The organism is Streptosporangium sp. G11 (assembly GCF_051192615.1).
Taxonomy (GTDB): domain Bacteria; phylum Actinomycetota; class Actinomycetes; order Streptosporangiales; family Streptosporangiaceae; genus Streptosporangium.
Genome location: NZ_JBPJUQ010000011.1, coordinates 113991 through 137517, shown reverse-complemented (window position 1 = coordinate 137517; position 23527 = coordinate 113991). Strand labels below are relative to the sequence as shown.

At 71.7% G+C, this 23527-nt stretch carries 23 protein-coding genes and 1 pseudogene; 10 read left to right on the top strand and 14 right to left on the bottom strand.

All coding sequences use genetic code 11. From position 1 onward, the window contains the following. Positions 1-162: 162 nt before the first annotated feature. Entirely contained in the window at positions 163-1095 is a 933-nt protein-coding gene (locus ACSDR0_RS14285; protein ID WP_435289262.1) for a COG1470 family protein, read from the bottom strand. 92 nt (positions 1096-1187) lie between these two features. Between ACSDR0_RS14285 and ACSDR0_RS14280 the strand changes: the two genes are divergently transcribed. Then, the gene (locus ACSDR0_RS14280) at positions 1188-2210 is read left to right on the top strand and encodes a LacI family DNA-binding transcriptional regulator (RefSeq protein WP_435289261.1); all 1023 of its coding nucleotides are present in this window, start codon (positions 1188-1190) and stop codon (positions 2208-2210) included. Positions 2211-2663: 453 nt separating this feature from the next. Continuing rightward, positions 2664-3191 carry an ATP-binding protein gene (locus ACSDR0_RS14275; RefSeq protein WP_435289260.1) on the top strand — a complete coding sequence of 176 codons (528 nt, stop codon included), beginning with the start codon at positions 2664-2666 and terminating at the stop codon, positions 3189-3191. A gap of 34 nt (positions 3192-3225) precedes the next feature. On the opposite strand, the gene ACSDR0_RS14270 is transcribed toward ACSDR0_RS14275, so the two are convergent. After that, complete coding sequence (locus ACSDR0_RS14270; protein ID WP_435289259.1) at positions 3226-4452, bottom strand: HRDC domain-containing protein; 1227 nt, start codon at positions 4450-4452, stop codon at positions 3226-3228. Further along, positions 4449-5045, bottom strand: coding sequence for a DUF3000 domain-containing protein (locus ACSDR0_RS14265; protein WP_350946697.1), 597 nt, complete (start codon positions 5043-5045; stop codon positions 4449-4451). The genes ACSDR0_RS14270 and ACSDR0_RS14265 overlap by 4 nt, the downstream gene beginning before the upstream one ends. A 138-nt stretch (positions 5046-5183) precedes the next feature. Between ACSDR0_RS14265 and ACSDR0_RS14260 the strand changes: the two genes are divergently transcribed. Continuing rightward, positions 5184-5324 (top strand): hypothetical protein, encoded by a 141-nt coding sequence (locus ACSDR0_RS14260; RefSeq protein ID WP_435289258.1) that lies wholly within the window; start codon positions 5184-5186, stop codon positions 5322-5324. A 420-nt stretch (positions 5325-5744) separates the two neighbouring features. Beyond that, positions 5745-6782, top strand: coding sequence for a uroporphyrinogen decarboxylase (gene hemE, locus ACSDR0_RS14255; protein ID WP_435289257.1), 1038 nt, complete (start codon positions 5745-5747; stop codon positions 6780-6782). A 63-nt stretch (positions 6783-6845) separates the two neighbouring features. On the opposite strand, the gene ACSDR0_RS14250 is transcribed toward hemE, so the two are convergent. After that, on the bottom strand, positions 6846-7859 hold the full coding sequence (locus ACSDR0_RS14250; RefSeq protein ID WP_435289256.1) for a DUF4349 domain-containing protein: 1014 nt from the start codon (positions 7857-7859) through the stop codon (positions 6846-6848). Positions 7860-8007: 148 nt separating this feature from the next. Here ACSDR0_RS14250 and hemG point away from each other — a divergent pair. The 3 genes and pseudogenes from hemG to ACSDR0_RS14235 all read left to right on the top strand — a co-directional run bounded on the left by hemG (position 8008) and on the right by ACSDR0_RS14235 (position 11143). After that, positions 8008-9559: pseudogene (gene hemG / locus ACSDR0_RS14245) on the top strand (protoporphyrinogen oxidase). Then, positions 9453-10154, top strand: coding sequence for a hydrogen peroxide-dependent heme synthase (hemQ, locus tag ACSDR0_RS14240; protein WP_435289255.1), 702 nt, complete (start codon positions 9453-9455; stop codon positions 10152-10154). The pseudogene hemG and the gene hemQ overlap by 107 nt, the downstream one beginning before the upstream one ends. Before the next feature lie 419 nt (positions 10155-10573). Beyond that, a complete protein-coding gene (locus ACSDR0_RS14235; protein WP_435289254.1) occupies positions 10574-11143 on the top strand; it encodes a hypothetical protein in 570 nt (189 codons plus the stop codon). On the opposite strand, the gene ACSDR0_RS14230 is transcribed toward ACSDR0_RS14235, so the two are convergent. Both ACSDR0_RS14230 and msrB read right to left on the bottom strand, forming a co-directional pair. Then, the gene (locus ACSDR0_RS14230) at positions 11125-11259 is read right to left on the bottom strand and encodes a hypothetical protein (protein ID WP_435289253.1); all 135 of its coding nucleotides are present in this window, start codon (positions 11257-11259) and stop codon (positions 11125-11127) included. The genes ACSDR0_RS14235 and ACSDR0_RS14230 overlap by 19 nt on opposite strands. 169 nt (positions 11260-11428) lie before the next feature. Beyond that, positions 11429-11830, bottom strand: a complete 402-nt coding sequence (gene msrB, locus ACSDR0_RS14225) for a peptide-methionine (R)-S-oxide reductase MsrB (protein WP_344746678.1) — start codon at positions 11828-11830, stop codon at positions 11429-11431. Positions 11831-12431: 601 nt separating this feature from the next. Here msrB and ACSDR0_RS14220 point away from each other — a divergent pair. After that, positions 12432-12920, top strand: coding sequence for an NUDIX domain-containing protein (locus ACSDR0_RS14220; RefSeq protein ID WP_435289252.1), 489 nt, complete (start codon positions 12432-12434; stop codon positions 12918-12920). A gap of 164 nt (positions 12921-13084) precedes the next feature. Beyond that, positions 13085-13537 carry a YbaB/EbfC family nucleoid-associated protein gene (locus ACSDR0_RS14215; protein WP_435289251.1) on the top strand — a complete coding sequence of 151 codons (453 nt, stop codon included), beginning with the start codon at positions 13085-13087 and terminating at the stop codon, positions 13535-13537. Positions 13538-13594: 57 nt separating this feature from the next. Here the strand turns inward: ACSDR0_RS14215 and ACSDR0_RS14210 are convergent, their stop codons facing one another. From ACSDR0_RS14210 to ACSDR0_RS14195, 4 genes are all read right to left on the bottom strand, one after another. Further along, entirely contained in the window at positions 13595-14404 is an 810-nt protein-coding gene (locus ACSDR0_RS14210; protein ID WP_435289250.1) for a hypothetical protein, read from the bottom strand. A gap of 15 nt (positions 14405-14419) precedes the next feature. Next, positions 14420-14809 (bottom strand): hypothetical protein, encoded by a 390-nt coding sequence (locus ACSDR0_RS14205; RefSeq protein ID WP_435289249.1) that lies wholly within the window; start codon positions 14807-14809, stop codon positions 14420-14422. Between the two features lie 234 nt (positions 14810-15043). Next, on the bottom strand, positions 15044-15418 hold the full coding sequence (locus tag ACSDR0_RS14200) for a hypothetical protein (RefSeq protein WP_435289248.1): 375 nt from the start codon (positions 15416-15418) through the stop codon (positions 15044-15046). Positions 15419-15516: 98 nt separating this feature from the next. Further along, a complete protein-coding gene (locus ACSDR0_RS14195; protein WP_435289247.1) occupies positions 15517-16266 on the bottom strand; it encodes a pyrimidine reductase family protein in 750 nt (249 codons plus the stop codon). A 320-nt stretch (positions 16267-16586) separates the two neighbouring features. Here ACSDR0_RS14195 and ACSDR0_RS14190 point away from each other — a divergent pair, with 320 nt between their 5' ends. Continuing rightward, positions 16587-16991, top strand: coding sequence for a hypothetical protein (locus ACSDR0_RS14190; RefSeq protein WP_435289246.1), 405 nt, complete (start codon positions 16587-16589; stop codon positions 16989-16991). Between the two features lie 53 nt (positions 16992-17044). On the opposite strand, the gene glgX is transcribed toward ACSDR0_RS14190, so the two are convergent. From glgX to ACSDR0_RS14170, 4 genes are all read right to left on the bottom strand, one after another. Beyond that, on the bottom strand, positions 17045-19165 hold the full coding sequence (gene glgX / locus ACSDR0_RS14185) for a glycogen debranching protein GlgX (RefSeq protein WP_435289245.1): 2121 nt from the start codon (positions 19163-19165) through the stop codon (positions 17045-17047). A 309-nt stretch (positions 19166-19474) separates the two neighbouring features. Beyond that, entirely contained in the window at positions 19475-19903 is a 429-nt protein-coding gene (locus ACSDR0_RS14180) for an OsmC family protein (RefSeq protein WP_435289244.1), read from the bottom strand. 103 nt (positions 19904-20006) lie between these two features. Beyond that, positions 20007-21626, bottom strand: coding sequence for an isovaleryl-CoA dehydrogenase (locus ACSDR0_RS14175; RefSeq protein WP_435289243.1), 1620 nt, complete (start codon positions 21624-21626; stop codon positions 20007-20009). 373 nt (positions 21627-21999) lie between these two features. After that, positions 22000-23448 (bottom strand): ankyrin repeat domain-containing protein, encoded by a 1449-nt coding sequence (locus ACSDR0_RS14170; RefSeq protein ID WP_435289242.1) that lies wholly within the window; start codon positions 23446-23448, stop codon positions 22000-22002. Positions 23449-23527: the final 79 nt, after the last annotated feature.

The following is a 23527-nucleotide window of genomic DNA, read 5'->3' as shown; positions in this document are numbered from 1 at the left end:
CCCAGGCGGCGACCGCGGATGTCTCGTGGGGGTGCGCGCCGGTCACGGGCGTCTTCCCGACCCGGGCGGCGACCGCGGATGTCTCGTGGGGGTACGCGCCGGTCACGGATGTCTCTCCGGCGCGGGCGGCGACCGCGGGCGTCTCGTGGACGTGGGCGGCGGTCACCCGGCGTCCCGTACGAGCAGAGGCACCGCCGGGGAGTACGAGAGCCTGCCGAACCACATGCACTTGAGCAGCACCCACCACGACCCCGGCCTGGTCCCGGGCGGTACGGTCACGTCGACGTGGAGTTCCGCGCCGCCGCCCGCCGCGACCTCGAGGGGGTGGGAGGCCGTCCGGACCGCGTCCCACGTCCCCCACGGGCTGATCACCTGGGCCTCGCCCCTGATGTCGAAACCGGCGTGGTTGCGCAGCACGGCGGTCAGCCGCCCGCTCCGCCCCGGCGCGAGGGTCAGTCCCTCCCCGGCCGGCTCGACCTCCAGCAGCCCGGTCCGCCCGCCCGGCGCCGGACGGCCACGCCCGTCCACGAAGAGGACGTCCTCGTGGACCTGGCCGCCGTGGGTGAGCTGCGCGGCGATCACGTACGGTCCCGCACCGGCGTCCGGGGCGGGGGTGAGGTCCACCTCGAAGGAGGTCCAGCCGCCGGGCCCCAGCAGCACCGGCCGGTCGCCGGGGTCGGCGTCCCAGCCGGGCGGGGTCACGATCCTGAGGTGGCCTTCGGCGTCGGTGTCGACGAGGTCGGAGGCGAGGGTCACGCGCAGCCGGCCCCCGGCCCCCGGCTCGCCGGACGGCCGCAGGCTGACGCTCATCGGCTGGTAGCCGAGCGGAGCCGCCCCCCTGTTGTGCAGCCAGTAGCGGGAGAAGACCGGCTGCGCGACCTCCGCCGAGGGACCCAGCGGCGCCCCGCCCGGCTCGCCCAGGTCCGCGGCCCGCGCCCGGAGCGCGGAGGTCAGGTCCGTGGAACGGGGCGCGGAGGCCAGGTCCGTGGAAACCCTCGCGGAAGCCCCCGCGAGAGCCCCTGAGGAGGTATCCGAGAAGGCCCTCGCGGAAGCCTTCGCGAAGGTCTCTGCGGGAACCCCGCTGGAAACCGCCACGGGAACCGGGTCGCCGCCACGCCGCCGCGCCGCGGGGGAGGGTTCGTGAAGGACTTGTGGAGGGCACGGAAAGCGTGGAGAACACGGAGGGCATGGGGGGCACTGTGAACGGCAAGCGCCGCGGCCGCCGGCCGACGATGGTCGATGTGGCGCGGGAGGCGGGGGTGGCACTGCGCACCGTCTCCCGCGTCGTCAACCAGGACCCCACCGTGGGGCCCGACCTGGCCACCAGGGTCCACGCCGCCATCGCCAGCCTGGAGTATCAGCCGGACGAGCGGGCCCGCCAGCTGCGCCTGGGGGTCACCGGGACCCTGGGGGCGGCCGTCCGGCAGCTCTCGCACGTCAACCCGGTGCTCCAGGCCCTGGAGCGCGCGGCGCGCGCGGCCAAGCTCATGGTCCTGGCCGCCTCGACCGAGGACGACGAGCAGTTGGAGCGCGACGTCGTGATGTCGATGTGCCGGCGCCGCTTCGACGGCGTCATCCTCGAACCCATAGGGAGCGGGCACGACTACCTGGTCCCCGAGCTGGACGCGGGCCTGTCGCTCGTCGCCGTCGACCGGCCCGTTCACGGTCTCGACGTCGACTGCGTGCTCTCCGACAACGTCGGGGGCATCGAGCTCGCCTTCGAGCACCTCGTCCGCCACGGTCACCGGCGCATCGCCTACATCGGCGACGACGAGCGCATCTTCACCGGCCACGAGCGGGCCACCGCCTTCCGCGGCTGCCTCGCGGCGCACGGCGCCCCCGCCGAGGGGATGGTCCACCCCGGCAGGATCGAGCCGGGCCGGATCGCCGCGGCGGTCCACGCGGTCCTGTCGGGGCCGTCCCCGGCGACCGCCCTCGTCACCGGGAACGCCACCACCAGCGTCGAGGTGCTGCGCCGCCTCCGGGGCGGCTTCGAGCGCGTCGCCGTCGTCGGGTTCGACGACTCCGAGCTCGCCACCAGCCTGCGCCCCGACCTGACCGTGGTCGCCCAGGACGCCACGACGATCGGCGGCACCGCGATCGACATGCTCCTGGCCCGTATCGCCGACCCCGGCCGTCCCGTACGCCGCGTGACGGTGCCCGTGGAGCTCCTGGCGCGGGGTTCGGGGGAATCGGCCCCCGGGGTGTGACACCCCCGCGCCGTCCCCGTCGCGCCGTCCCCCCCGTGCCATCCCCCCGCGCCGTCCCCGGCGCGTCCCGTCGTTCCTGCCCCGCTGTCCCCGCCGCGTCTCCCTCGCGAGGCCATCCCCGCCTGTCGTCACCGTGTGTCGTCATCGAGCCTCGTTCGAGGCGGGCGGCGCCGGGTGGCCGCCCTCCCGGGTAATCGCCTTGGTTTCATGACATTCGGCGGCATCGCACGCCCGTCGAACTCCCCGCCCAATTGCATTCCCGCGAAAAGCCGACATCGAGACCGGTGCGGGTGAATGTCCTGGGTTTTTCCACGGCCGCGCGGAAAGCGCCGGGAAGCGCGCACCCGTTGGGTGTCGAGATGGACACGAAGGGTAGTCGTCCTTCGAAGGGATTCCCCTCGGGGGCGGACGTGAAGACGGCGATTCGTGAAATCCAGGTGGAGGGCGTCGGGCATGGAAACGGGAAAGCTCGCGGAGGTATTTCTGGACAGCGCCTACGAATCGGTCAGGCAGGCGCGCCGCGAGACGCGGGAGGCCCTCGGCCCGGAGCACGTCCTCCTGACGGATGTCGTCCAGGTGGTCTCGGAGCTGCTGGCGAACGCCGTGGAGCACGCCGACCACGGCCTGGTGGGCGACCTGATCGGCCTGACGCTGACCGCCGCCCCCGACTCCGTCCACGTCGAGGTCTCCGATCCCGGCTCCGCCACCCGCGCGCCGCACATCCCGCGAGACCGGCCTCCCGGATCCGGTCGCGGTCGCGGTCTGCTCATCGTCGACCGGCTCTCCGGCGGGCGCTGGGGGACCCGCGAGCACGGCCGGGGACTGGGCCGTACGGTGTGGTGCGCCATCCCCTACGTGCGGCCGGAGCCGTCCGGGGAGGAGGACGACGACGCGGAGCGGGTCCGGGGCGGGGTGGAACGCTCCGACACCCGAGGACCCAGGCCGGAGTGGACGGCGCTCAGCCTGGTTCTCGGGGCGTGACGAGAAATGATCTACTTTGTAAAGGGCGGGGGCCTCACACCTGGCCCTTGATCTCCAGGCGGAGCAGGGCCTTGGCGATCGGGTGGGCGGTCAGCCCGATCTGCCACTCCCTGGCGCCCAGCTCGCGCAGCCGGGCGATCACGGTCTCGTCGTCGACCACGGGAGGCGGCTCCCATGTCAGGCGGCGTATCGCGTCGGGCTGGATCAGGTTCTCCGCGGGCATGTGGTGCTCGTCGGCGAGCGCGGCCACCACGGCTCTGGCGGCGGCCAGCCTGCGGGCGGCCACCGGGTCGCGGTCCATCCACCGGTTGGCCGGGGGCGGCCCGTCGCCGGGGGTGCTGGGCTGTGGCAGCTCCGACTCGGGCAGCGAGCGGGCGGTGCCGATCGCGGCCAGCCAGTCGCGCAGGTGCCGCCGGGCGCTGCGGCCGGTGAACGGGGGGATGTCGGTGAGCGCCTTGGTGGTGCGGGGCAGCTCCAGGGCGGCCGTGACGATCGCCGAGTCGGGCAGGACCCGGCCGGGGGCGACGTCGGACTCGCGGGCGAGCCCGTCGCGGAGCGTCCACAGCTCCCGGACCACCGCCAGCCCGCGCAGCGAGCGGACCTTGTGGATCCCCGAGGTGCGCCGCCACGGGTCGGAGCGCGGGGCGGGGGTCTTGTGCGCGAGCACGGCGGCGAACTCCTCCCGCGCCCACGCCAGCTTGCCGCTGGAGGCCAGCTCCTCGTACAGGACGTCACGGAGCTCGATCAGGACCTCGACGTCGAGCGCGGCGTAGCGCAGCCAGTCTTCCGGCAGGGGGCGGGTGGACCAGTCGGCGGCCGAGTGGCCCTTCTCCAGCCTGAATCCGAGGACGTTCTCCACCATCAGACCGAGCCCGACCCGCTCGTAGCCGAGCAGCCGGCCGGCCAGCTCGGTGTCGAACAGCTCGCGCGGGTGGAAGCCCACCTCCGCCAGGCACGGCAGGTCCTGGGAGGCCGCGTGCAGCACCACCTCCGCGCCGGCCAGCGCCGCGTCGAGTTCCGACAGGTCGGGGCAGCATATGGGGTCGATCAGGGCACTGCCCGCGCCGGCGCGGCGCAGCTGGACCAGGTAGGCGCGGCCGCTGTAGCGATAGCCGGAGGCGCGCTCGGCGTCGACGGCCACGGGGCCGGTGCCTCCGGCGAAGGCGCGCACCACGCGCGCGAGAGCGGCCGGGTCCTCGATGACGGGTGGGATTCCCTCACGAGGTTCCAGCAGCGGGACTACGGTCGTCTCATCGGTCACGTTCTGAAGGGCTCCGGATCCTCGCGACGGCGCGGCGGCAGCGCCGCCACGTCGGGTGGCAGGGGTGGCATGCCCGCGGCAAGGCACATCAGGTCGCACCAGGCGGCGACGTGGCCGGAGAGGTCCTCCTGCAGCGGCGACCAGGACGCGCGCAGCTCCAGCTCGGTGGTCACCGGGTCTTCGGCCTTGTTGCCGAAGCCCTCGGAGACCGCCCGGGTGACGGTGCCTCCGGCGGCGGCGTAGCCGGCGCCGTGCGCGTCGAGCGACTCGGTGAGCCAGCTCCACGCGACGGGACCGAGCAGCGGGTCTTCGGTGATCTCCGGCTCCATGTCGGCCCGCACGTAGGCGACGAGCCGGAACTGGCCGTCCCAGCCGCGCTGGCCGTCGGGGTCGAAGAGCACGATGAGGCGGCCGACCGCGAGCTCGTCGTCGTCGCGGTACACCGACGCGCCGATGGCGGCCGAGTAGGGGGCCAGGCGCTGCGGGGCCGGGATGTCCTCCAGCTCGATCTCCGGCCTGACCTCCGCGGGGCGCATGCTCGCCACCGCGCGCCTGAAGGCGGCGGGAGCGGGCGGCGCGTCACCGACGGTCATATCGGAAGCGTAGGTCGAAACTGAGCGCATGGGGACCACTGGGGTGTGTGTAGGAGCCATTGGAACCGATCAAGCCACTGTCGGCGGCCTGTGGAGGGCGGGGCTGACCCCGCCGATGGGAACTCCCAGGAAGGGCGCGTGATCGCGCCCGGCGCGGACCCGTACGGCACCGGCCCGCTGTGGACCTCCACCCCGGCCGTGACCGCCGGGGCGGGGTCGTTGTTCGGGAACCCGCCCGCGGGCGCAGGAGGCACGGCGCTCACCGCGACGTTCGGGTGAACTCCACATGGTGGACATCGCACGGGCCTTTCGTCGGGTCGTGGTCCGACGTTGGCACGTCGCGCCGACATTTCCGCGCAGCGTGCTCGGCGTGTCCCCAAAGTGGTACGGGAATCGATGCCGCGCGGTGACTTGGCGAACATTTGGACCAGCCGGGGGCCGGGCCAGGATCGCCGATGGGAGGAACTGTACCCGGAAACATGATCGCTTCGCTCCGCGCGATGTCACCTGCCGCGTACCAACATCGGATTTCAGTGGACGAAGCTCTCAAAACCGGTAAGACACGATCATTGTCATCACTTGAAAGTGTCCGGGTGGTGCGAGGTGTGATCTCATTGAATAGCCGGTGATTTCGTATCGATCTCACCGGCCGGTGGCCTTGGTGAGCCGACCGGTCCCCTGACATGGCACCCTGGTGGGGTGACTTCCCAGCTCGCCGACTCCGCTTTCCTGCGCGCCTGTCGCCGCCTGCCCGTCTCCCACACGCCGGTGTGGTTCATGCGCCAGGCCGGTCGCTCGCTGCCCGAATACCGGGCGCTTCGCGAGGGGGTGGCGATGCTCACGGCCTGTGCCACCCCCGAGCTGGTCGTGGAGATCACGATGCAGCCGGTCCGCCGTTACGGCGTGGACGCGGCCATCCTCTTCAGCGACATCGTCGTCCCGCTCAAGGCGATCGGCGTCGACCTCGACATCAAGCCCGGCGTCGGCCCGGTGGTGGCCACGCCGATCAGGGACGCCGAGGCGGCCAGGGCGCTGCGCCCGATCGAGCCGGACGACGTCTCCTACGTCACCGAGGCCGTCCGGGCGCTGACGAAGGAGCTGGGCGCGACCCCCCTCATCGGTTTCGCGGGGGCGCCGTTCACGCTGGCCTCCTACCTCATCGAGGGCGGCCCCTCCAAGAACCACGACCACACCAAGGCCATGATGTACGGCGAGCCCGCGCTGTGGCACGCCCTCATGGAGCGGCTGACCGAGATCACCCTGGGCTTCCTGCGCGTGCAGCTCGCCGCAGGGGCCTCCGCCGTCCAGCTCTTCGACTCCTGGGTCGGCGCGGTGTCCCCCGACGACTACCGCGAGTTCGTCCTCCCCTACACCAGCCGGATCTTCGCGGGCCTGGCCGATCTGGAGGTCCCGCGCGTCCACTTCGGGGTCGGCACCGGCGAGCTGCTCGGCCTGCTCGGCGAGGCGGGGGCCGACGTCGTGGGCGTCGACTGGCGGGTCCCGCTCGACGAGGCCGCCCTGCGGGTCGGTCCCGGCAAGGCGCTGCAGGGCAACCTGGACCCGGCGATCCTGCTCGCCCCGTGGGAGGTCGTCGAGCGCCGCGCGGGCGAGATCCTCGCCCGCGCCGCCAAGATCGAGGGCCACGTGTTCAACCTGGGTCACGGGGTGCTGCCCGGCACCGACCCCGACCAGCTGGCCCGCCTCACCGACTTCGTCCACGAGGCCTCGGCCCGCTGACCGCCTCGCCGACCGTCCCGCGCCCCGGGATGGTCACCCGGGGGCGGGGCGTTCACGGGGCGGTCACCCGGGGGCGCCGCTCCTTCCCGAGCTCATGGGAACGGGCCCGTCGTCCTCGTCCTCGTCGTCGTCCTCTTCGGGATCGAGGTCGGGGTCGGCGGGCGCGAGCGGCCTGTCCCCCTGTCCCCCGCGGCGCAGGCGGAGCAGGAAGGCCACCGCGAACCAGACCAGGCCGATCAGGACCAGCCAGGGGAGCAGCACGCCCAGGAGCGTCAGGCCGATCTTGACGGCGGCGACGAAGGCCCCCCACCCCGTCCGAAGGCCGCCGAAGAAGCCGGCCGGCTCGTCCTCCTCCTCCTGGACCACCGTCGCGGGGCCGACCAGGTTCAGCGTCAGCGTCGCCACGCTCGTCTGCGAGGCGAGGGTCTTCTGCCTGGCCTGCAGTGACTCCAGCTCGCTCTCGCGGTTGGAGACCTCCCGCTCCACCTCGAGCACCTCGCCGATGGTGTTGGCCCGCTTCAGCAGCGTGCGCAGCGAGTCGAGCGCGGCCTTGGCCGACTTCAGCCGGCTCTCCACGTCGGCCACCTGCTCGGTGACGTCCTCGGTGTTCTGCTGCAGAGACTCGCGCTTGCCCAGGTCCTTGCCCAGGCGGTCGAGCGTGCCGGGATAGTTCCCCGGCGGGATCTTGAAGACCAGCGTCGCGGAACCCTCGCCGCCGGAGCGGGCGTCCGACCTCTCCATGGCCAGGTAGCCGCCCGCGGTGGTGACGATCTGCCGGGCCTTGTCGGCCGCGGCGGTGACGTCCTTGGCCCTGACCGTCATCTCCGCCGTGTAGATGATCGCCCGGTCCTGGGGGACCACCTTCACCTGGGCGGTCTTCTGGGAGGCGTCCCTGTCCGAGGCCTCCTGCGGGGCCGATTCGGGAGCGCCCATGTTCGCCCGTACGCCGGAGTCGGCGGCGGGCGCCGCGCCGCCTGAAGTGCTCTGCATCTCGGCGCCGCCCCCACACGCGGACACCAACAGCGCCAGGCCCACCAGGGGGGCCGCCAGGCGCGGGCCGTACCGGAATCTGCTCATGAACCTCATGACGCCGGGCGCGGCGGAGGGGTTCGGCGGATGGCAGTCACGATGGCGTCACGTTCTTCGCGCCGCCGGGTCACGGCGGCGCCGGGGGGCGCGAGGCGGGATGCGGGAGCGGGAGGGGGGAGCGGTACGGTCGGGAGTCATGGAAGGCAAGCGGAGGCACGTGGTGGTCGTCGGTGGCGGGATCGCCGGGCTGGCCGCCGCGTGGCACCTGCGACAGCACGGCGAGCACCTCAGGGTGACCGTTCTCGACGGCGCCTCGCGGGTCGGCGGCAAGCTCCACGCCACCGAGGTGGCGGGCGTCGCGACGGACGCGGGGGCCGAGGCGATGCTCGCCCGGCGACCCGAGGGCAAGGAGCTGGCCAGGCTGGCCGGGCTGGGCGAGGAGCTGAGGCTTCCCGGCACCACCCGGGCGGGCATCATGACCAGGGGCGTGTTGCGGCCCATGCCGGAGGGGCACGTCATGGGCGTCCCCTCTGACGTCCTCGCGCTGGCCAGGTCGGGCCTCCTGAGCCCCCAGGGTCTCGCCCGGGTGCCGCTGGACCACGTCCTCCCGGCCACGCGCGTCACCACCGACGTGTCGGTGGCGGCGTACATCCGGGCCAGGATGGGCGAGGAGGTGGTCGACCGGCTCGTCGAGCCGCTGCTCGGCGGCGTCTACGCGGGCAGGGTCGAGCGGCTCTCGCTCGACGCGACCATGCCGAGGATCGCCATCGCGGCCAGGTCCGAGCGGTCGCTGCTCGCCGCCGCCAGGGAGATCGTCGCCGACGCCCCCAAGGGCGCCGGGCCCGTCTTCACCACGCTGAGCCGGGGGATGGGCAGCCTGCCCGAGGCCGTCGCCGCCGCCTCGGGGGCCGAGATCAGGACCGGCGTCACGGTCAGGGGGCTGCGGCGGACCGAGGACGGCTGGCTGCTGGTCACCGGCCCCGTCCCCGCGCCGGAGACCGTCGAGGCCGACGCGGTGATCATCGCCGTTCCCGCTCCCGCGGCGAGCCGTCTGCTCGCCGAGGAGGTGCCCCTGGCCGCCGCGGAGCTGGCCAGGATCGAGTACGCCAGCATGGCCATCGTCACCCTCGCCTACCCGCGCGAGGCGTTCCCCAAGCCGCCGACCGGCAGCGGCTACCTGGTCCCGGCCGTCGACGGGCGGCCGATCAAGGCCGTCACGTTCAGCTCGGTCAAGTGGCCGCACCTGGCGGAGAGCGACCCCAACCTGGTCCTGCTGCGCTGCTCGATCGGCAGGATCGGCGAGGAGGCCGTGCTCCAGCGCGACGACACGGAGCTGGTCGCGCTGGCGATGGCCGAGATGGCCGAGGTCATGGGGGTGCGGGGGCTGCCCCGCGACTCGCGGGTGACCCGCTGGGGAGGCTCCCTGCCGCAGTACGACGTGGGCCACCTCGACCGGGTGGCCCGCATCCGGGCGGCCGCCGCCGACCAGCCGGGCCTGGCCCTGTGCGGTGCCGCCTACGACGGCCTCGGCATCCCCGCCTGCGTCGCCACCGCGCGCACGGCGGCGGCCCGGATTCTCGACCACCTGGATCCGGCGGGAGAATGGCAGAACAGCACCGATTCGTTGACAAAGGGGTGACGATGACGGACGCGAACCCGCGGCCCAAGGCGCGCGACCTGAACCAGGTGATCCGCTACACGATGTGGTCGGTCTTCAGGATGAAGGAGCGCTGCCCGGGGCACCGTGAGGGCATGGCCGCCGAGGTCGATGAGCTCATGGCCCAGATGGAGCGCAAGGACGTGGTCACCCGCGGCCTGTACGACGTCGCGGGCTTCCGCGCCGACGCCGACTTCATGTTCTGGTGGCACGCTCCGACGGCCGAGGACCTGCAGGAGACGTACTCGCGCTTCCGCCGCACCGGCCTGGGGCAGCTGACCGACCCGGTCTGGTCGGCCATGGCTCTGCACCGCCCGGCGGAGTTCAACAAGTCACACATCCCGGCCTTCCTGGCCGAGGAGGAGCCGCGGGCGTACGTGAGCGTCTACCCGTTCGTGCGCTCCCTGGAGTGGTACCTGCTGGACGACGCCGACCGTCGCCGGATGCTCGCCGAGCACGGCAGGATGGCCCGCGACTATCCCGACGTGCGGGCCAACACCGTCGCGTGCTTCTCGCTGAACGACTACGAGTGGATGCTGGCGTTCGAGGCCGACGAGCTGCACCGCATCGTCGACCTGATGCGCGTCCTGCGCGGTGCCGAGGCCCGGCGGCACACCCGCGAGGAGATCCCCTTCTACACGGGGGTCCGCAAGCCGGCGAGCGAGCTGATCGCGGCACTGCCGTAGCCTCCGCGCGTTCCGCCGCCGCGGGGCTCCGGCCTCGCGGCGGCGGAGGCGTCGCTCCGCGAACGCGGAGAACCCCGGGGAACCTCGATGGACGCCGGGGAAAACCGTGGACCGCTGAGGGACGCTGAGGGACGCCGAGGAACGCCGAGAACACGGTGGGCCCCGCGAACGTCGAGGGTTTCGAAGGCTTCGCGGGGTGCGTGAGTTTCGCGAGGTGAGGGACGTGCCTCCTGTGACGGCCCGGCGAAAAATAATCCGGTGAAGGTCTCTTTACCGTGACTTGGCTTTGCCATACTCAGGGAAAATCACCTGTCTATGTGAGGCCAAGGGTGCAAAGGGGCGAAGGTCTGGCACGGTCCAGGCGGCGTGTCCGGGGGCGCCGGAGAAAGAAGTCTCGCTCACACGTTCTCGAGGTCTCGGTGGCCGTCACCGCGTTCGCGGTGGGGGCCCTCGCGGTGAGCGGGTGGTTTTCCGGCGGGCCGGCTCCCGCGGGCGAGGCGGTCAGGGCGCCGGTGCCCGGTGGCGTGGCCGCCATGGCGCCGCCCGGGGCTCCCGCGGGTGGCACGGTGGTGGCCGCCGAGGTGGACGGGAAGGGCACGAAGGGCGAGGAGGCGGCCGCGAAGCGGTCCAAGGGCGAGAAGAAACGCCAGAAGGACAGGGAGACCGAGGCGTCGGGGCCGTCCAAGCACACCGACAAGAAGGCGGTGGCCTACTTCGAGAGCCGCAAGGTGACCAAGCGGGTCAAGGACATCCGCATGGTCGGCGGCTATCTGCGGATATATACGGACCTGCCGGAGACGGCGGACAACTCGAAGCAGGCGATCAAGCTCTGCGAGGCGGGCGTCGACTATCTCGTCGGAGAGCTCGGCATGCCCAGCCCGGTGGTCTTCGTCCAGGCCGAGTTCGGGGAGAACGGCAATCCGGTCCTGGCCAACGTCCTGGGACCCGACGACTCCGACTGCCGCCTCACCTATCCGAGGCCGCGATAGCCGGTACGGCGCCCCACCGAGGCCACCCGGACCCTGGTCTTGCCGCAGATCGAGCAGCGCTGGGTGACCACCCGGCCGATGGTCTCGATGATCTCCCATTTATGGCGGAGATGCACGGGGGCTCCTTAGACGAACACTCTACGGAGATCTCCGAATACTATGCGTCATCTCGCTTGCCCCTTCTGGTGGCTCGCTAACCTTCCGGACGGGGCGATGTGGCTGTCCGAGCACGTGGAGGCCCCGCCGGAGGTGGTCCGGCGGGGCCTCCACATATGAGCGGGCAGCTTACTCGACGGGCTCCAGTCTCAGCGAGACGGAGTTGATGCAGTAACGATCGTCGGTGGGAGTGCCGTAGCCCTCGCCGTGGAACACGTGGCCGAGGTGCGAGTCGCAGGTGGCGCACCTGACCTCGACGCGGGTCATGCCCATCGAGCGGTCCTCGATCAGCGTCACCGCCTCGGACTTCGACGGCTCGTAGAAGCTCGGCCAGCCGCAATGGCTGTCGAATTTGGTATCGGACCGGAACAGTTCGGTGCCGCAGGCCCGGCAGCTGTAGACGCCCACTGTCTTGGTGTCGACGTACTCTCCGGTGAAGGGGCGCTCGGTCCCCGCCTGACGGAGCACGCGGAACTCCTCGGGAGAGAGCTGGACGCGCCATTCGGCGTCGCTCTTTACCACCTTGTCCATTCCGCCAGCCTATGCGGTCGCCGGGGCGGACGGAGGCGCGGGATCCGGGGCCGGGGATTCGGCCGGGGACGACCGTGCGCCCGGTGCCCGGGGGTGTGCGGCGTCCGACACGTGGCGTGCCTCCGATGGGTGCCCGGTGTCCGGTGTGTGCCCGGCATGTGTCCGGAAAAATCTTGATGGGCGAAGCATCCTTTGGTGACCGTTTTTGCGTCTTTAAGTATGTGGAGGGTGTTTCGCCTTCCCGTTGAGGGGTGAAATCACCTGCCGGCCGTCACGCACTCCGCGGGTCGGCCACAATGCCGCCGTCCGGGTGGCGCGCCAGCGCCTGGACATCGGTGGGTAGGGCAGGTGACCGTGCGGTCCGTCCCGTTGAGTGCCCGGTCCCGCCGCCGTGGCGGCTCCGGGGCGGACCCACCCGCCTCCTCCGTCTTCCCTGAGGGCCTTTCGAACACGTTCCCTGGCTGTGAGCGTCCCCGGTGTGGCCCGGCTTCCGGTTTGGCCTACGGTTGTTCCCGACCGACCGACCCACTGACCGACTGACCGGCGGGCGCCCGCCCGTGCCCCCCGTGCCCCCGCGCCCTCTCGCCCAGGACGGATTCCCTTGAGCGACCGCCACGACGATCCGGCCCCCGTCGACCCCCGCCCCGCGGGCCGCTCCCACATCGGGGTCAGCTGCAGCTTCGTCTGCCACGACGGCAGGGGCCGCGTCCTCCTCCACCTGCGCGGTCCCGGGGCGAGGGACAGCCGCGAGGTGTGGGACTCCGGCGCGGGCGAGCTCGGGTTCGGCGAGGACTTCGAGGACTGCGTCCGCCGCGAGGTCGAGGAGGAGTTCGGCGCCACTGCCCTGGACCTGGTCCAGGTGGGCGTGGCCAACGTGATACGGACCTCGGGGGACCTGCTGACGCACTGGGTGTCCGTACAGTTCGCGGTGCTGGTCGACCCGCGTGAGGTCACGCCGTCGGAGCCGGACCGCATCGGGAACCTGACCTGGTTCGGCGAGGGCGAGCTGCCGGCCGGCCTCCATCCCGCGCTGCCGGGCCTGCTCGCCCACGCGGCCCCCCACATCGGCTGGCCGGCCGCGCACGCCTGAACGGCGGCTCCGGGGACGTCCTGCCGGGAGAGCCCCCGGTTCGGGCCCGTCGCCGCGCGTCCTTCCTCGGCCCTGTGAGGGCTACACGCCCGCGCTGTGGCCAGATGGGGTATTAAGTTGCGTATGGCATTTTTTGATCTTAAGTCGTTTCCTGGAGGATCCGGATGACCACGGCTGACGGCCGCTTCGGGCGGACGGGCAACCCCGAGGTGGACCGGCTCGCCGAGGGGTTCGACAAGCTCTCGGCACGGTACGAGGGGATGCGCGAGGAACTGGCCGAGATGCGGGCCCACGGAGAGGCGGCCGACGGGCTGGTGAAGGTGGAGGTCGCTCCCGGCGGGGCGCTGCTGGGCGTCGACATCAACCCCAGGGCCATGAGGCTGGGCTCCGAGGCGCTGGGGGAGGCGATCATGGAGGCCGTCGGGGAGGCCACGAAGGTGGCGGCCGCCCGGATGGACGAGGTGCTGGCGCCCCTGCTCGGCGGCATGACGGGGTTCAGCGAGGCGCTGCAGGGGAGGATGCCCAGCCTGGACCCGGGGGCCGGTGTCTCCGCGGATCCCAGGGTCGCCGAGGCGCTGCGGAGCCTGCGGGAGATGCGCGACAAGTACGAGGTCTGACGCGGCCGTACCGGACGTGGGGCGGGGGCACGGCGTGCCCCCGCCCCACGTCCGCGATCAGGTGTAGGACCAGCCTTCCCCCGGCGACCTGACCGCGCTCCTGCGCATGATGTCGTCGAAGTCCGTCTTGCCGTCCGTGCCGTCGCTGTCGAGGTTGGCCTGCGGGATGGGGAACTGGTTGTCCGCGCTCATCAGCGAGGTCAGGTTGCCCATGCTGAAGATGATGGCCGCCGTCGCGCCGACGACCGTGTTGACCGCCGTGCCCATCAGCAGGAGCCCGGACGACGCCTGGGTGGCCTGGGCCAGCGCCACCACCACGGCGCCCTTCGCGGCGATCGGCGGCACGGCCGAGGCCACCATCTGCTTGCCGATCAGCTCGGCGATCTCCGAGGCGATGATGATGCCCAGGAGGCTGTCGACGACCACCCCGGCGTTGTTGACGATCTTCTGGATGTCCGACTGGGCGTTCTGCACCGCGGTGGCCATCTGCAGCGCGGCCGTCTCCAGCTGCTGGACCTCCTGGTAGACCACCCCCATGAACGTGTCGAAGGCCTTGCGGTCCTCGCCCTCCGGCCAGGCGGCCTGGACCGCCTTGAGCTCGTTGTCCCACTCCCTGTTGCGCAGGTGCGAGAGCTTCATGTTGATCGTGCGCCAGTCGTTGAAGACCTTGGTGATTGCCTCGTCGCCCCACGGCTGGGCGAGCAGCCAGACGGCCGCCGCGCCCGCCGCGGGTCTCGCCAGCGTCCCGGCCAGCTGGATCTTCGCCAGGCTGGCGGCCCACGCGGGGCCGTACGTGCCCAGGAGCTTCATGCCGCCGATGACGGCGCCCTCGGCGACGGCGCCGGTGAATGCCTCTTCGCCCGCCATGGGGCCTCCTCCCTGTTAGTCGGTGGGCCCCAGGGCCTTGCCCTGCGTCGCCTTTTCGAGGTCGGACCTGTCCACCGCGATCTTGCCCGGGAGATCAGCCATCTTCTGCGCGTCCTGGACACGAGTGGCGGTCGCCAGCTCGGCCTCCCGGTAGTGGAGCACCACGCTGAGCAGTCCCGCGTTGATGCCGTCGAGGCATTTGACGAAGTCAGCGGCCTGTTTGGTCTGGTACTCACGGGCCGGCGTGTAGTTGTTGGCCACCGTGACCGCACCGATGACACCCCACTGGAGGGCGTTGAGATGGGTGCCTTGGGCCAGGGTGTCGATCTGCTCCGCGATGGGACGGAGGGTCTTGATCAAATCCTGCGTCGCGGCCTTGAGGGCCTCGGTGTTGACGTCGACCACTGGGCACCCGCCTCCTGGATGTCACGCGTGCCGCGCCCCCGCGGCGCGACTCCGGATTTCCTGTCCATGAACGAGGAGTAAATCAGGCGAGGCGCCGAATAACGAGTCTCTCTCGATCTTTGTGATAAAGATCCAAAAAAGCCCGGCACGGACGGGCGGGGCCCGTCCGTGCCGGGAAACCTCCCGGGCGGACGCCTGTCCGGCGCGGGAGGGCGCGGGAGGGCGCGGTGGAGGTCAGCCCTGGCGGCGCCGCCCGGCGGTGAACGTCACGTTCACGCCGATGATCCCGACCCAGATGAGCACCAGGACGAACCCGAGGAGCGCGTCACTCAGGCCGGAGTAGGACACCGCGACCGTCGCGGGCACCCCGAACGCGAGGGAGACGATCGCCAGTGCCAGCCGCTGCCCGGCGTCCACGGAGGGGCGGACCGCGGGGCTCTCCCTGCCGGCGCGGGCGGAGAGCCGGTCGTCCACCCGCTTGTCGATCTCCTGGTCCATCTTCTCCAGGAAGCCCTCGACGAGGGAGTCTTCGTATTCCGGCCCGAGATGACGGCGGGCCTCGAGCGAGGCGCGCAGGTCGTCACCGGAGGAGGAGGATGCTCGTGACATGGTCGAGATATATCGTTTCTTGGGAGGGATGTCCATACGAATGACGTTCCGGCCTCACGGACCGCCGAGTCCCGTCGCGGAGCTTGGAACCCCCGGCGTCAAGGGGCCCCGAGGCCAGGGGGCCCGGCCTCGTGCCGCCGGACATAGCGCGTGAAGAGGAACCCCTCGTCCTCCAGGACATGGGCCAGGCGCAGGCGCGCGAGCGAGGACGGGCCGTCGAGGACCCTGGCGGCGTCCCCGCCGATCAGCACCGGGCTCACCGTGAGGCAGAGCTCGTCGACCAGGTCCGCGGCCGCCAGCTGGGCGTTGATCTTCGGGCCGCCCTCGCACAGTATCCGGCCCAGGCCGCGCTCGGTGAGCTCCCGCACCGCCAGCGCCGGATCCACCCGCTCGCCCCCGGCCACGATCACGTCGGCGTGCCTGGCGGCCTCCTCCCGGCGCTCCCTGGGCGCGGCCTCGCAGGTGATGACGATCGTCCGCGCGTCCGGCTCCGCCTCGGCGAACAGCGGGCCCGACAGGTCGAGGTCCAGCCCGCGGGTGATCACCGCCACCGGCGGGGTGGCGGGGCGGCCCTCGCGCAGCCCTCGCCACGACGGCCTGGGTTTCGCCGGGCCGTATCCCTCGGCCCGCACGGTCGCCGCCCCGGCCACGACGACGTCGGCCAGCCCGCGCAGCACCCAGAAGACCTGGCGGTCACCCCTGCCGGACAGCTCGCCCGACAATCCCTTCAGCCAGGTCCCGCCGTCGGCGCTGGCGACCATGTTGATCCTGAGGCACGGGCCGGCCGGGTAGGCGTAGGCCCGCGCGAGGTCGACCTCGGCGGAGGTCTCGGGATGGATGAGGCGCATTGCCCCACCTTCGCATGGAGGTCGCCCGCCTTCGCGCGGGGGCCGCTCCGCCTTTGTGTGGGGGCACACCCTCGCCTGGGGCCTGCTCCGCCTTCGCGCGGGGGTCGCCCCGCCTTCGCGTGAAGGCCGTTCTGTCTTCGCGCGGGGACTGTCCCGCCTCCGCGTGAAGGCGGTTCCGTCTCCGCTTGGAGGCGGTCCTGTCTTCGCCCGGAGGCGACCTGTGAGTCTTCTCTGTGTGGTCGATAACGGTTGTGATGGCTTGTAGTGACTTCGGACGACTCCCGATACATGATTCATTCCTGGAGACACGGGAGGGCTGTGTGGGGCTTGTCGCGATCGTGACATGGTCGATCACCGCGATGGTCGGGATCTACCTGCTGTACCTGTGGCTCTCCGGGGGAGGGCTGCGCCAGCAGGCGACCAAGGTCACTCGCTTTCCGACGCTGCTGATCTTCGCCCATCCGATCCTGGCGGTTTCCGCCCTGGCCTGCTGGATCGTCTACGTGTCCACCCTGGACCCGCTCTTCGCCTGGCTGTCGTTCGGCGTGCTCTCGGCCTCCGCGCTGCTGGGCTTCACGATGTTCACCCGCTGGCTGGGCGGCGGCCGCCACGCCCGCGGCGCCGAGCAGCGCTTTCCCATGGTCGCCGTCCTGCTGCACGGCGCCGTGGGCGTGGCGACGTTCGTGCTCGTCCTGCTCACCGCCGCGGTCGCGTCCGGCGTCTGAGGGGCTCAGGAGACCGCCGCGGTCACGTTCGGACGAGGGCTCGGGAAAGAGCCCTACAGGCGCGCGCAGCGCATGATCCGCACCGAGCGCGCGGTCACCTCCACCGAGGCCTCGGCCGGCCAGGACTCCTCGGGGAACGGGGACTCGCCCGGCCCCTCGTCCGCGGTGTCCAGCACGCGCTGCCACCGCTTGCCGTATCTCGCCTCGGGAAGGTTGAAGGACATGTCCTCGTGGTGGGCGTTGATCATGAGCAGGAACGAGTCGTCCGTGATCCGCTCGCCGCGTGTGCCCGGCTCGGTGATGGCCTCGCCGTTCAGGAAGACGGTCAGCGACTTGGCGTAGCCGGTGTGCCAGTCGCCGGCCGACATCTCCTCCCCGGCCGGGGTGAGCCAGACGATGTCGCGGGTCCCGTCCTCGGCCTTGTGACCGTGGAAGAAGCGGCGCCGCTGGAACACGGGGTGCTCGCGCCGCAGCTTGGACAGGCTCCTGACGAAGTCGAGGAGGTCCCCTTCGCCCTTGACCAGGGACCAGTCGACCCAGGAGGTCTCGTTGTCCTGGCAGTAGGCGTTGTTGTTGCCGTGCTGGGTCCGGCCGATCTCGTCGCCGGCCAGCAGCATCGGCACGCCCTGGGAGACGAACAGGGTGACCAGGAGGTTGCGGCGCTGGCGCCGGCGCAGGCCCACGATCTCCGGGTCCTCCACCGGGCCCTCGGCCCCGCAGTTCCACGACCGGTTGTCGTCGGTGCCGTCGCGGTTGTTCTCCTTGTTGGCCTCGTTGTGCTTGTGGTCGTAGGAGACCAGGTCGGTCAGGGTGAACCCGTCGTGGCAGGTGACGAAGTTGATGGAGGCCACCGGGCGGCGTCCCGAGATGGCGTAGAGGTCGGCGGACCCGGTCAGCCGGGAGGCGAACTCGGGCAGCGCGGACCCGCTCCCGCGCCAGAAGTCGCGCACGCTGTCGCGGTACTTGCCGTTCCACTCCATCCACAGCGGCGGGAAGTTGCCGACCTGGTAGCCGCCGGGGCCCACGTCCCACGGCTCGGCGATCAGCTTCACCTGGGAGATCACCGGGTCCTGCTGGATCAGGTCGAAGAAGGCGCTCAGCCGGTCGACGTCGTGCAGCTCGCGGGCGAGGGCGGAGGCCAGGTCGAACCTGAAGCCGTCCACGTGCATCTCCAGCACCCAGTAGCGCAGCGAGTCCATGATCAGCTGGAGGGCGTGCGGCGAGCGGACGTTGAGGGAGTTGCCGCAGCCGGTGTAGTCGAGGTAGTAGCGCCGGTCGCCGTCGTGCAGGCGGTAGTAGGCCCGGTTGTCGATGCCGCGGAAGCCCAGCGTGGGCCCCATGTGGTCGCCCTCGGCGGTGTGGTTGTAGACCACGTCGAGGATGACCTCGATCCCCGCCTCGTGCAGCGCCCGCACCATCGCCTTGAACTCCTGCACCTGCTCGCCGCGCTGCCCCGAACCGGAGTAGGCGGCGTGCGGGGCCAGGTAGGCGATCGTGTTGTAGCCCCAGTAGTTGGTCAGCCCACGGGCGACCATCGCGTGCTCGGGCACGTACTGGTGCACCGGCATCAGCTCCACCGCGGTGACGCCCAGGCTCAGCAGGTGGTCGATGACCGCCGGGTGGCCCAGCCCCGCGTAGGTGCCGCGCTGCTCCTCGGGCACCGCGGGGTGGCGCATCGTGAGCCCGCGCACGTGCGCCTCGTAGATCACGGTCTGGTGGTACGGGGTGCGGGGCGACCTGTCGTTGCCCCACTCGAAGAACGGGTTGATCACCACGTTCTTCGGCATGAAGGGGGCGGTGTCCTCGTCGTTGCGGTTGCCCGGATCGGTGAACTGGTACGAGAACATCGCCTCGTTCCACTTCACGTCTCCCTCGACGGCCTTGGCGTAGGGATCGAGGAGGAGCTTGGAGGGATTGCACCGGTGCCCCTGGGAGGGGTTGTAGGGGCCGTGGACCCGGTATCCGTACCGCTGCCCGGGCATGATTCCCGGGAGGTGACCGTGCCAGACGAACCCGTCGGCCTCGGTCAGCTCGACACGCTCCTCGCGGCCGTCATCTCCGAAAAGACAGAGTTCGACACGCTCCGCTACCTCAGAGAACAATGAGAAGTTGGTACCCACGCCATCCCAGGTGGCGCCGAGCGGATAAGACTCTCCCGGCCAGACTGCGCGCATGTAACCCTATTCTCCTCTGGTAAGGCTCCCTTGTGCAGGGTGTTCTCGCCCCTGTCACTTTAAGGTGGTATTGAGGAGTTTCGTATCCGGGGCTTGGCGTGCTTTCCGTACCTACCGTTTCTGTAAGCACCACGTGACCACGCGTGTCCGGCGGGACACGCGTGGCCGCGAAGATGTCGTGACCGGCCCGCCGCCGGCCACCGAGGGTGACCGGTTCGAGGCGACCGTCCGCTCCGGGGGCCCACCCGCGTGAGCGCCCGGCGGAGCGGTGCGATCCCGGTCAGCCCGATCGTGCGCGTACGGCCGCGATCAGCCCAGCAGCTCGGCGTTGAGGCTGATCGTCGTGCCTGAGAGGGCCTTGCTCACCGGGCAGTTCGCCTTGGCGGTCTCGGCCGCCTCCTGGAACTGCTCGGCGGTCAGGCCGGCAACCTGGGCGCGGACCGAGATGACGATCCCGGTGATGCCCTCACCCGGCTGGAAGGTCACGTCGGCCTTCGTCTCCACGGTCTGGGGCGGGGTGCCGGCCTGGGCCAGCCCGTGGGAGAGGGCCATCGAGAAGCACGAGGAGTGGGCGGCCGCGATGAGCTCCTCCGGGGAGGTCTTGCCGTTGGCCTGCTCGGCGCGCGAGGGCCAGGACACGTCGAACGTGCCCACCCCGGAGGAGTCGAGGGAGACGCTGCCCGAACCGTCGAGCAGCGCGCCCTTCCACTGAGTCGTCGCGGTACGTGTCGTCGCCATGGCGATTGTCCTTTCGATCATGAACCGTTGGCCATGACCGACCCTACTCGGCGCCGTGACCCGGCCGTGTCCCGGGCGCGCCCTTGACGCCGGAAGCCGGAGGTCAGAAGGAGACGCGGTCGACGAGGACGTCCAGATCCAGACCGGCGGGCAGGGTGCCGAAGGCGTGGCCCGCGTCGCCGGCCAGGCGGGAGACGCAGAAGGCGTCGGCCACGGCCGCGGGAGCCAGCCGCACGAGCAGGGAGCCCTGCAGCACCAGCGCCATGTCCTCGGCGACACGCCGGGCGCGGACCTCGATGTCGGTGGTGTCGTCCAAGGTCTTGCGCAGGCGGTCGGCGGCGGCGTCCAGGTGCCGGTCGGCTCCGGCGGCGAGCGAGACCTCGGAGAAGAACGCCTCCCGCGCCTCGGGCTCGCGGCCCAGGGCGCGCAGAACGTCCAGCGCCGCGACGTTCCCCGACCCCTCCCAGATGCCGTTCAGCGGAGATTCGCGGAACAACCTGGGCATCTGCGACTCCTCGACGTAGCCGTTGCCCCCCAGGCACTCCAGCGCCTCCGCCGCGTGGACCGGGGCGCGCTTGCAGACCCAGTACTTGCTCACGGCCAGCGCGGTGCGGCGCAGCGCGGCCTCGGCCCGGTCACCGGCGATGGCCCTGTCGGTGGCCCCGGCCAGCCGCGTCATCAGGACGGTCGCGGCCTCCGACTCCAGGGCCAGGTCGGCCAGGACGTTGCGCATCAGCGGCTGGTCGGCGAGTTTCCTGCCGAACGCGCCGCGGTGCCGGGCGTGGTGGACGGCCTGCGTGACGCCGTACCGCATGCCGGCCGCGGAGCCGATCACGCAGTCCAGCCGGGTCATGTTGACCATCTCCAGGATGGTCCGCACCCCCCGGCCCTCCTCGCCCACCAGCCAGGCCGTCGCGCGGTGGTACTCGACCTCGGCGCTGGCGTTGGACCTGTTGCCCAGCTTGTCCTTCAGCCGCATCAGGTGGAGGGCGTTACGGGTGCCGTCGGGAAGGACGCGGGGGAGCAGGAAGCACGACAGCCCGCCGGGGGCTTGGGCGAGGACCAGGAACACGTCGCACATCGGGGCGGAGTTGAACCACTTGTGCCCGGTCAGGGCGTAACTCCCGTCGCTCAGCGGTTCGGCGCGGGTGGTGCCCGCGCGCACGTCGGAGCCGCCCTGCTTCTCGGTCATCGCCATCCCGGCGAGCACGCCGCGCTTGCCGAGCGGCGGGCGCAGCCCGAAGTCGTAGCTCCGGGAGGCGAGCAGGGGCTCCCAGTCGGCGGCGAGCGCCGGGCTGTGGCGCAGCGCGGCGATCGAGGCGTAGGTCATCGAGATCGGGCAGCCGTGCCCGGCCTCCACCTGGCTCCAGACGTAGAACTTGGCGGCGCGGGCCACGTGGGCGCCCGGCCTGGCGCTCGCCCACGGGGTGGCGTGCATGCCGTTGTCGACGGCGACGGTCATCAGCTCGTGCCAGGCGGGATGGAACTCCACCTCGTCGATCCGCCGCCCGTACCTGTCATGGGTACGCAGGACGGGCGGGTGCTCGTTCGCCAGCCGTCCCCAGTCCTGGGCCTGCTCGGAACCGGCGAGAAGGCCGAGCCGGTGCAGCTCCCCGGTGGCCCACCCCGCACCCTCGCGCTCCACGCCGTCCATCAGGGCGGCGTCGGCGGACACGTCGTGCCCGGTGAGCGGGTGAGCCTGGTTGAAGACGTCATGGGTCACGTGCGGCCTCCGTGAATCATCCGGCTCGTCGCCGGCTTCTCCGCCTATCTCAACATCCTTTCGGAGGGTTAGCGCCCCCAATTAGGCGCTATATCCGATTTTCGTCCGTGGTTGGACACCGGCCTCCGGAAGTTCATCCCGCCGTACGCGTCCGGCGCCGGCCGGGCGGGTGCGCGTACGGCGGTCCGGTCTCGAGCACACCGGCTTGAGCACACCGATCGGCCCGCGCCGGCCTCGACGACGCCCGCCGGCCCGCGCTCGCCTCGACGACGACGGCGACGGCGACGGCGACGGCGAACCGGTCCGAGCCGGAGCCGGAGCCGGAAGCGGGATGCGGGAAGCGGACGGCAGGGCGGGGCGCCCGGCCCGCGGATCACAGGTTCTTGACCAGATCGCGGATGCTGTCGTCGTCCTCGTCGCTCTCGGCGAGCACGCGGTCGACCCCCCGCTGGGCCCGCGCGTCGCCCCGGGTGGCCAGACCGCGGGTGGCCTCGGCCACCGTGCTCAGGTCCTCGTCGTCGAGCCTGGCGGCCAGCGCGTCGCGGACCCGCTCGCTGTTCTCCGGCAGTCCCGCCAGGCCCATGGTGGCCCAGTCGCGTACCTCCGCGTCGGGGTCCTCGGTCATAGAGATGAGCAGTGCGAGCCCCTCGGCGTGACCCGGGGGCAGGACGGCGGCCAGCGCGGCGGGGTCGGCCTGGGTGCGGGTCCAGCCGTCGGCGGTGATGATCTCCAGCACCTCGGGCAGGGCGCGCGGGTCGGCGTGGTGGCCGAGCGCGCCGAGCACCGAGCGCAGCACCCGCTCGTCGCCCTCGGTGGCCGCCATCCTGCGCAGGATCGGCAGCGCCTCCTCCAGGTAGGGCTTCTCGTCATCGGTGAAGCCGAACTGGGCGATCACGTCGACGGCGAACTCGCGCTTGCGCGGATCCTCGCTCGAGCACAGCCGCGCCACCGCGTCGAAGGTCTCACCGTCGCCGCGCCGGCTCAGCGAGCTCGCCACGGTCCACCAGGTCTCGGCCTCCTCGTCGATGTCCCGGTACGGCATCGCGCGCTCGACCAGGTCGTCGAACGGCAGCCGCTCGCCCGTGGCGTCCTCCAGCAGGGTGGCGACGGCCGCGTGCCCGCGCTGGCAGGTGAGCTCGGCCACACGGGTCCCGTCGGGGCCCACCGCCGCGACGGTCACCAGGTCGGTGCCGTCCTTCGCCCTGCTGCGTCCCACGACGAACTGCGAGTCCTCGGGGGCCTGCTCGGCGACCTGCTCCAGGAGCGCGCTCTCCAGCTGGGTGCCCAGCCAGTCGTAGGCGATGGACAGCGGCGTATCGCCGTCGCCGTCGGGCCGGTCGGCCTCGACGCCTTCCTCCAGCAGCGCCTGCACGACGCCCAGGGCGCCGCGCCGGGTGGCCAGGGTGAGCGCGGTGTCGCCGCTCTCGTTGGCGTCCTCGGCGTTCGCCCCCGCGGCGAGCAGCGCGTGGACCGCGCCCGCCCGCCCGTTGGCGGCGGCCCAGAGCAGGGCGGTCCACCCGTCGGCCTCCCGCCCGGACACGTCGGCACCGGCGGCCAGCAGCGCCTCCAGGGCCTCGACGCGGTCCCAGGCGGAGGCCGCGGACAGGGGCAGCCCCTCGTCCTCACCGCCGCTGATCCGGTTGGGGTCGGCTCCGTGGGCCAGCAGCGCGCGTACGACGGCCACGCGGCCCCGGTTCGATGCCAGGTAAAGGGCGGTGGGCTCTTCCGCGCCGTCGGGGTCGGCGCTCGTGCCGCTCTGCAGCAGCCGCTCGACCCGCTCGGCGTCGTTGGCCGCCACCGCGTCCAGGAGTTCTTGGTACATGCCTCCGGATCATATGGCGTGCCCACCCGGCCCGGCCGTACGCCGGCCCCGTGCCGGGCGTCCTGAGGAGAGGCGTCAT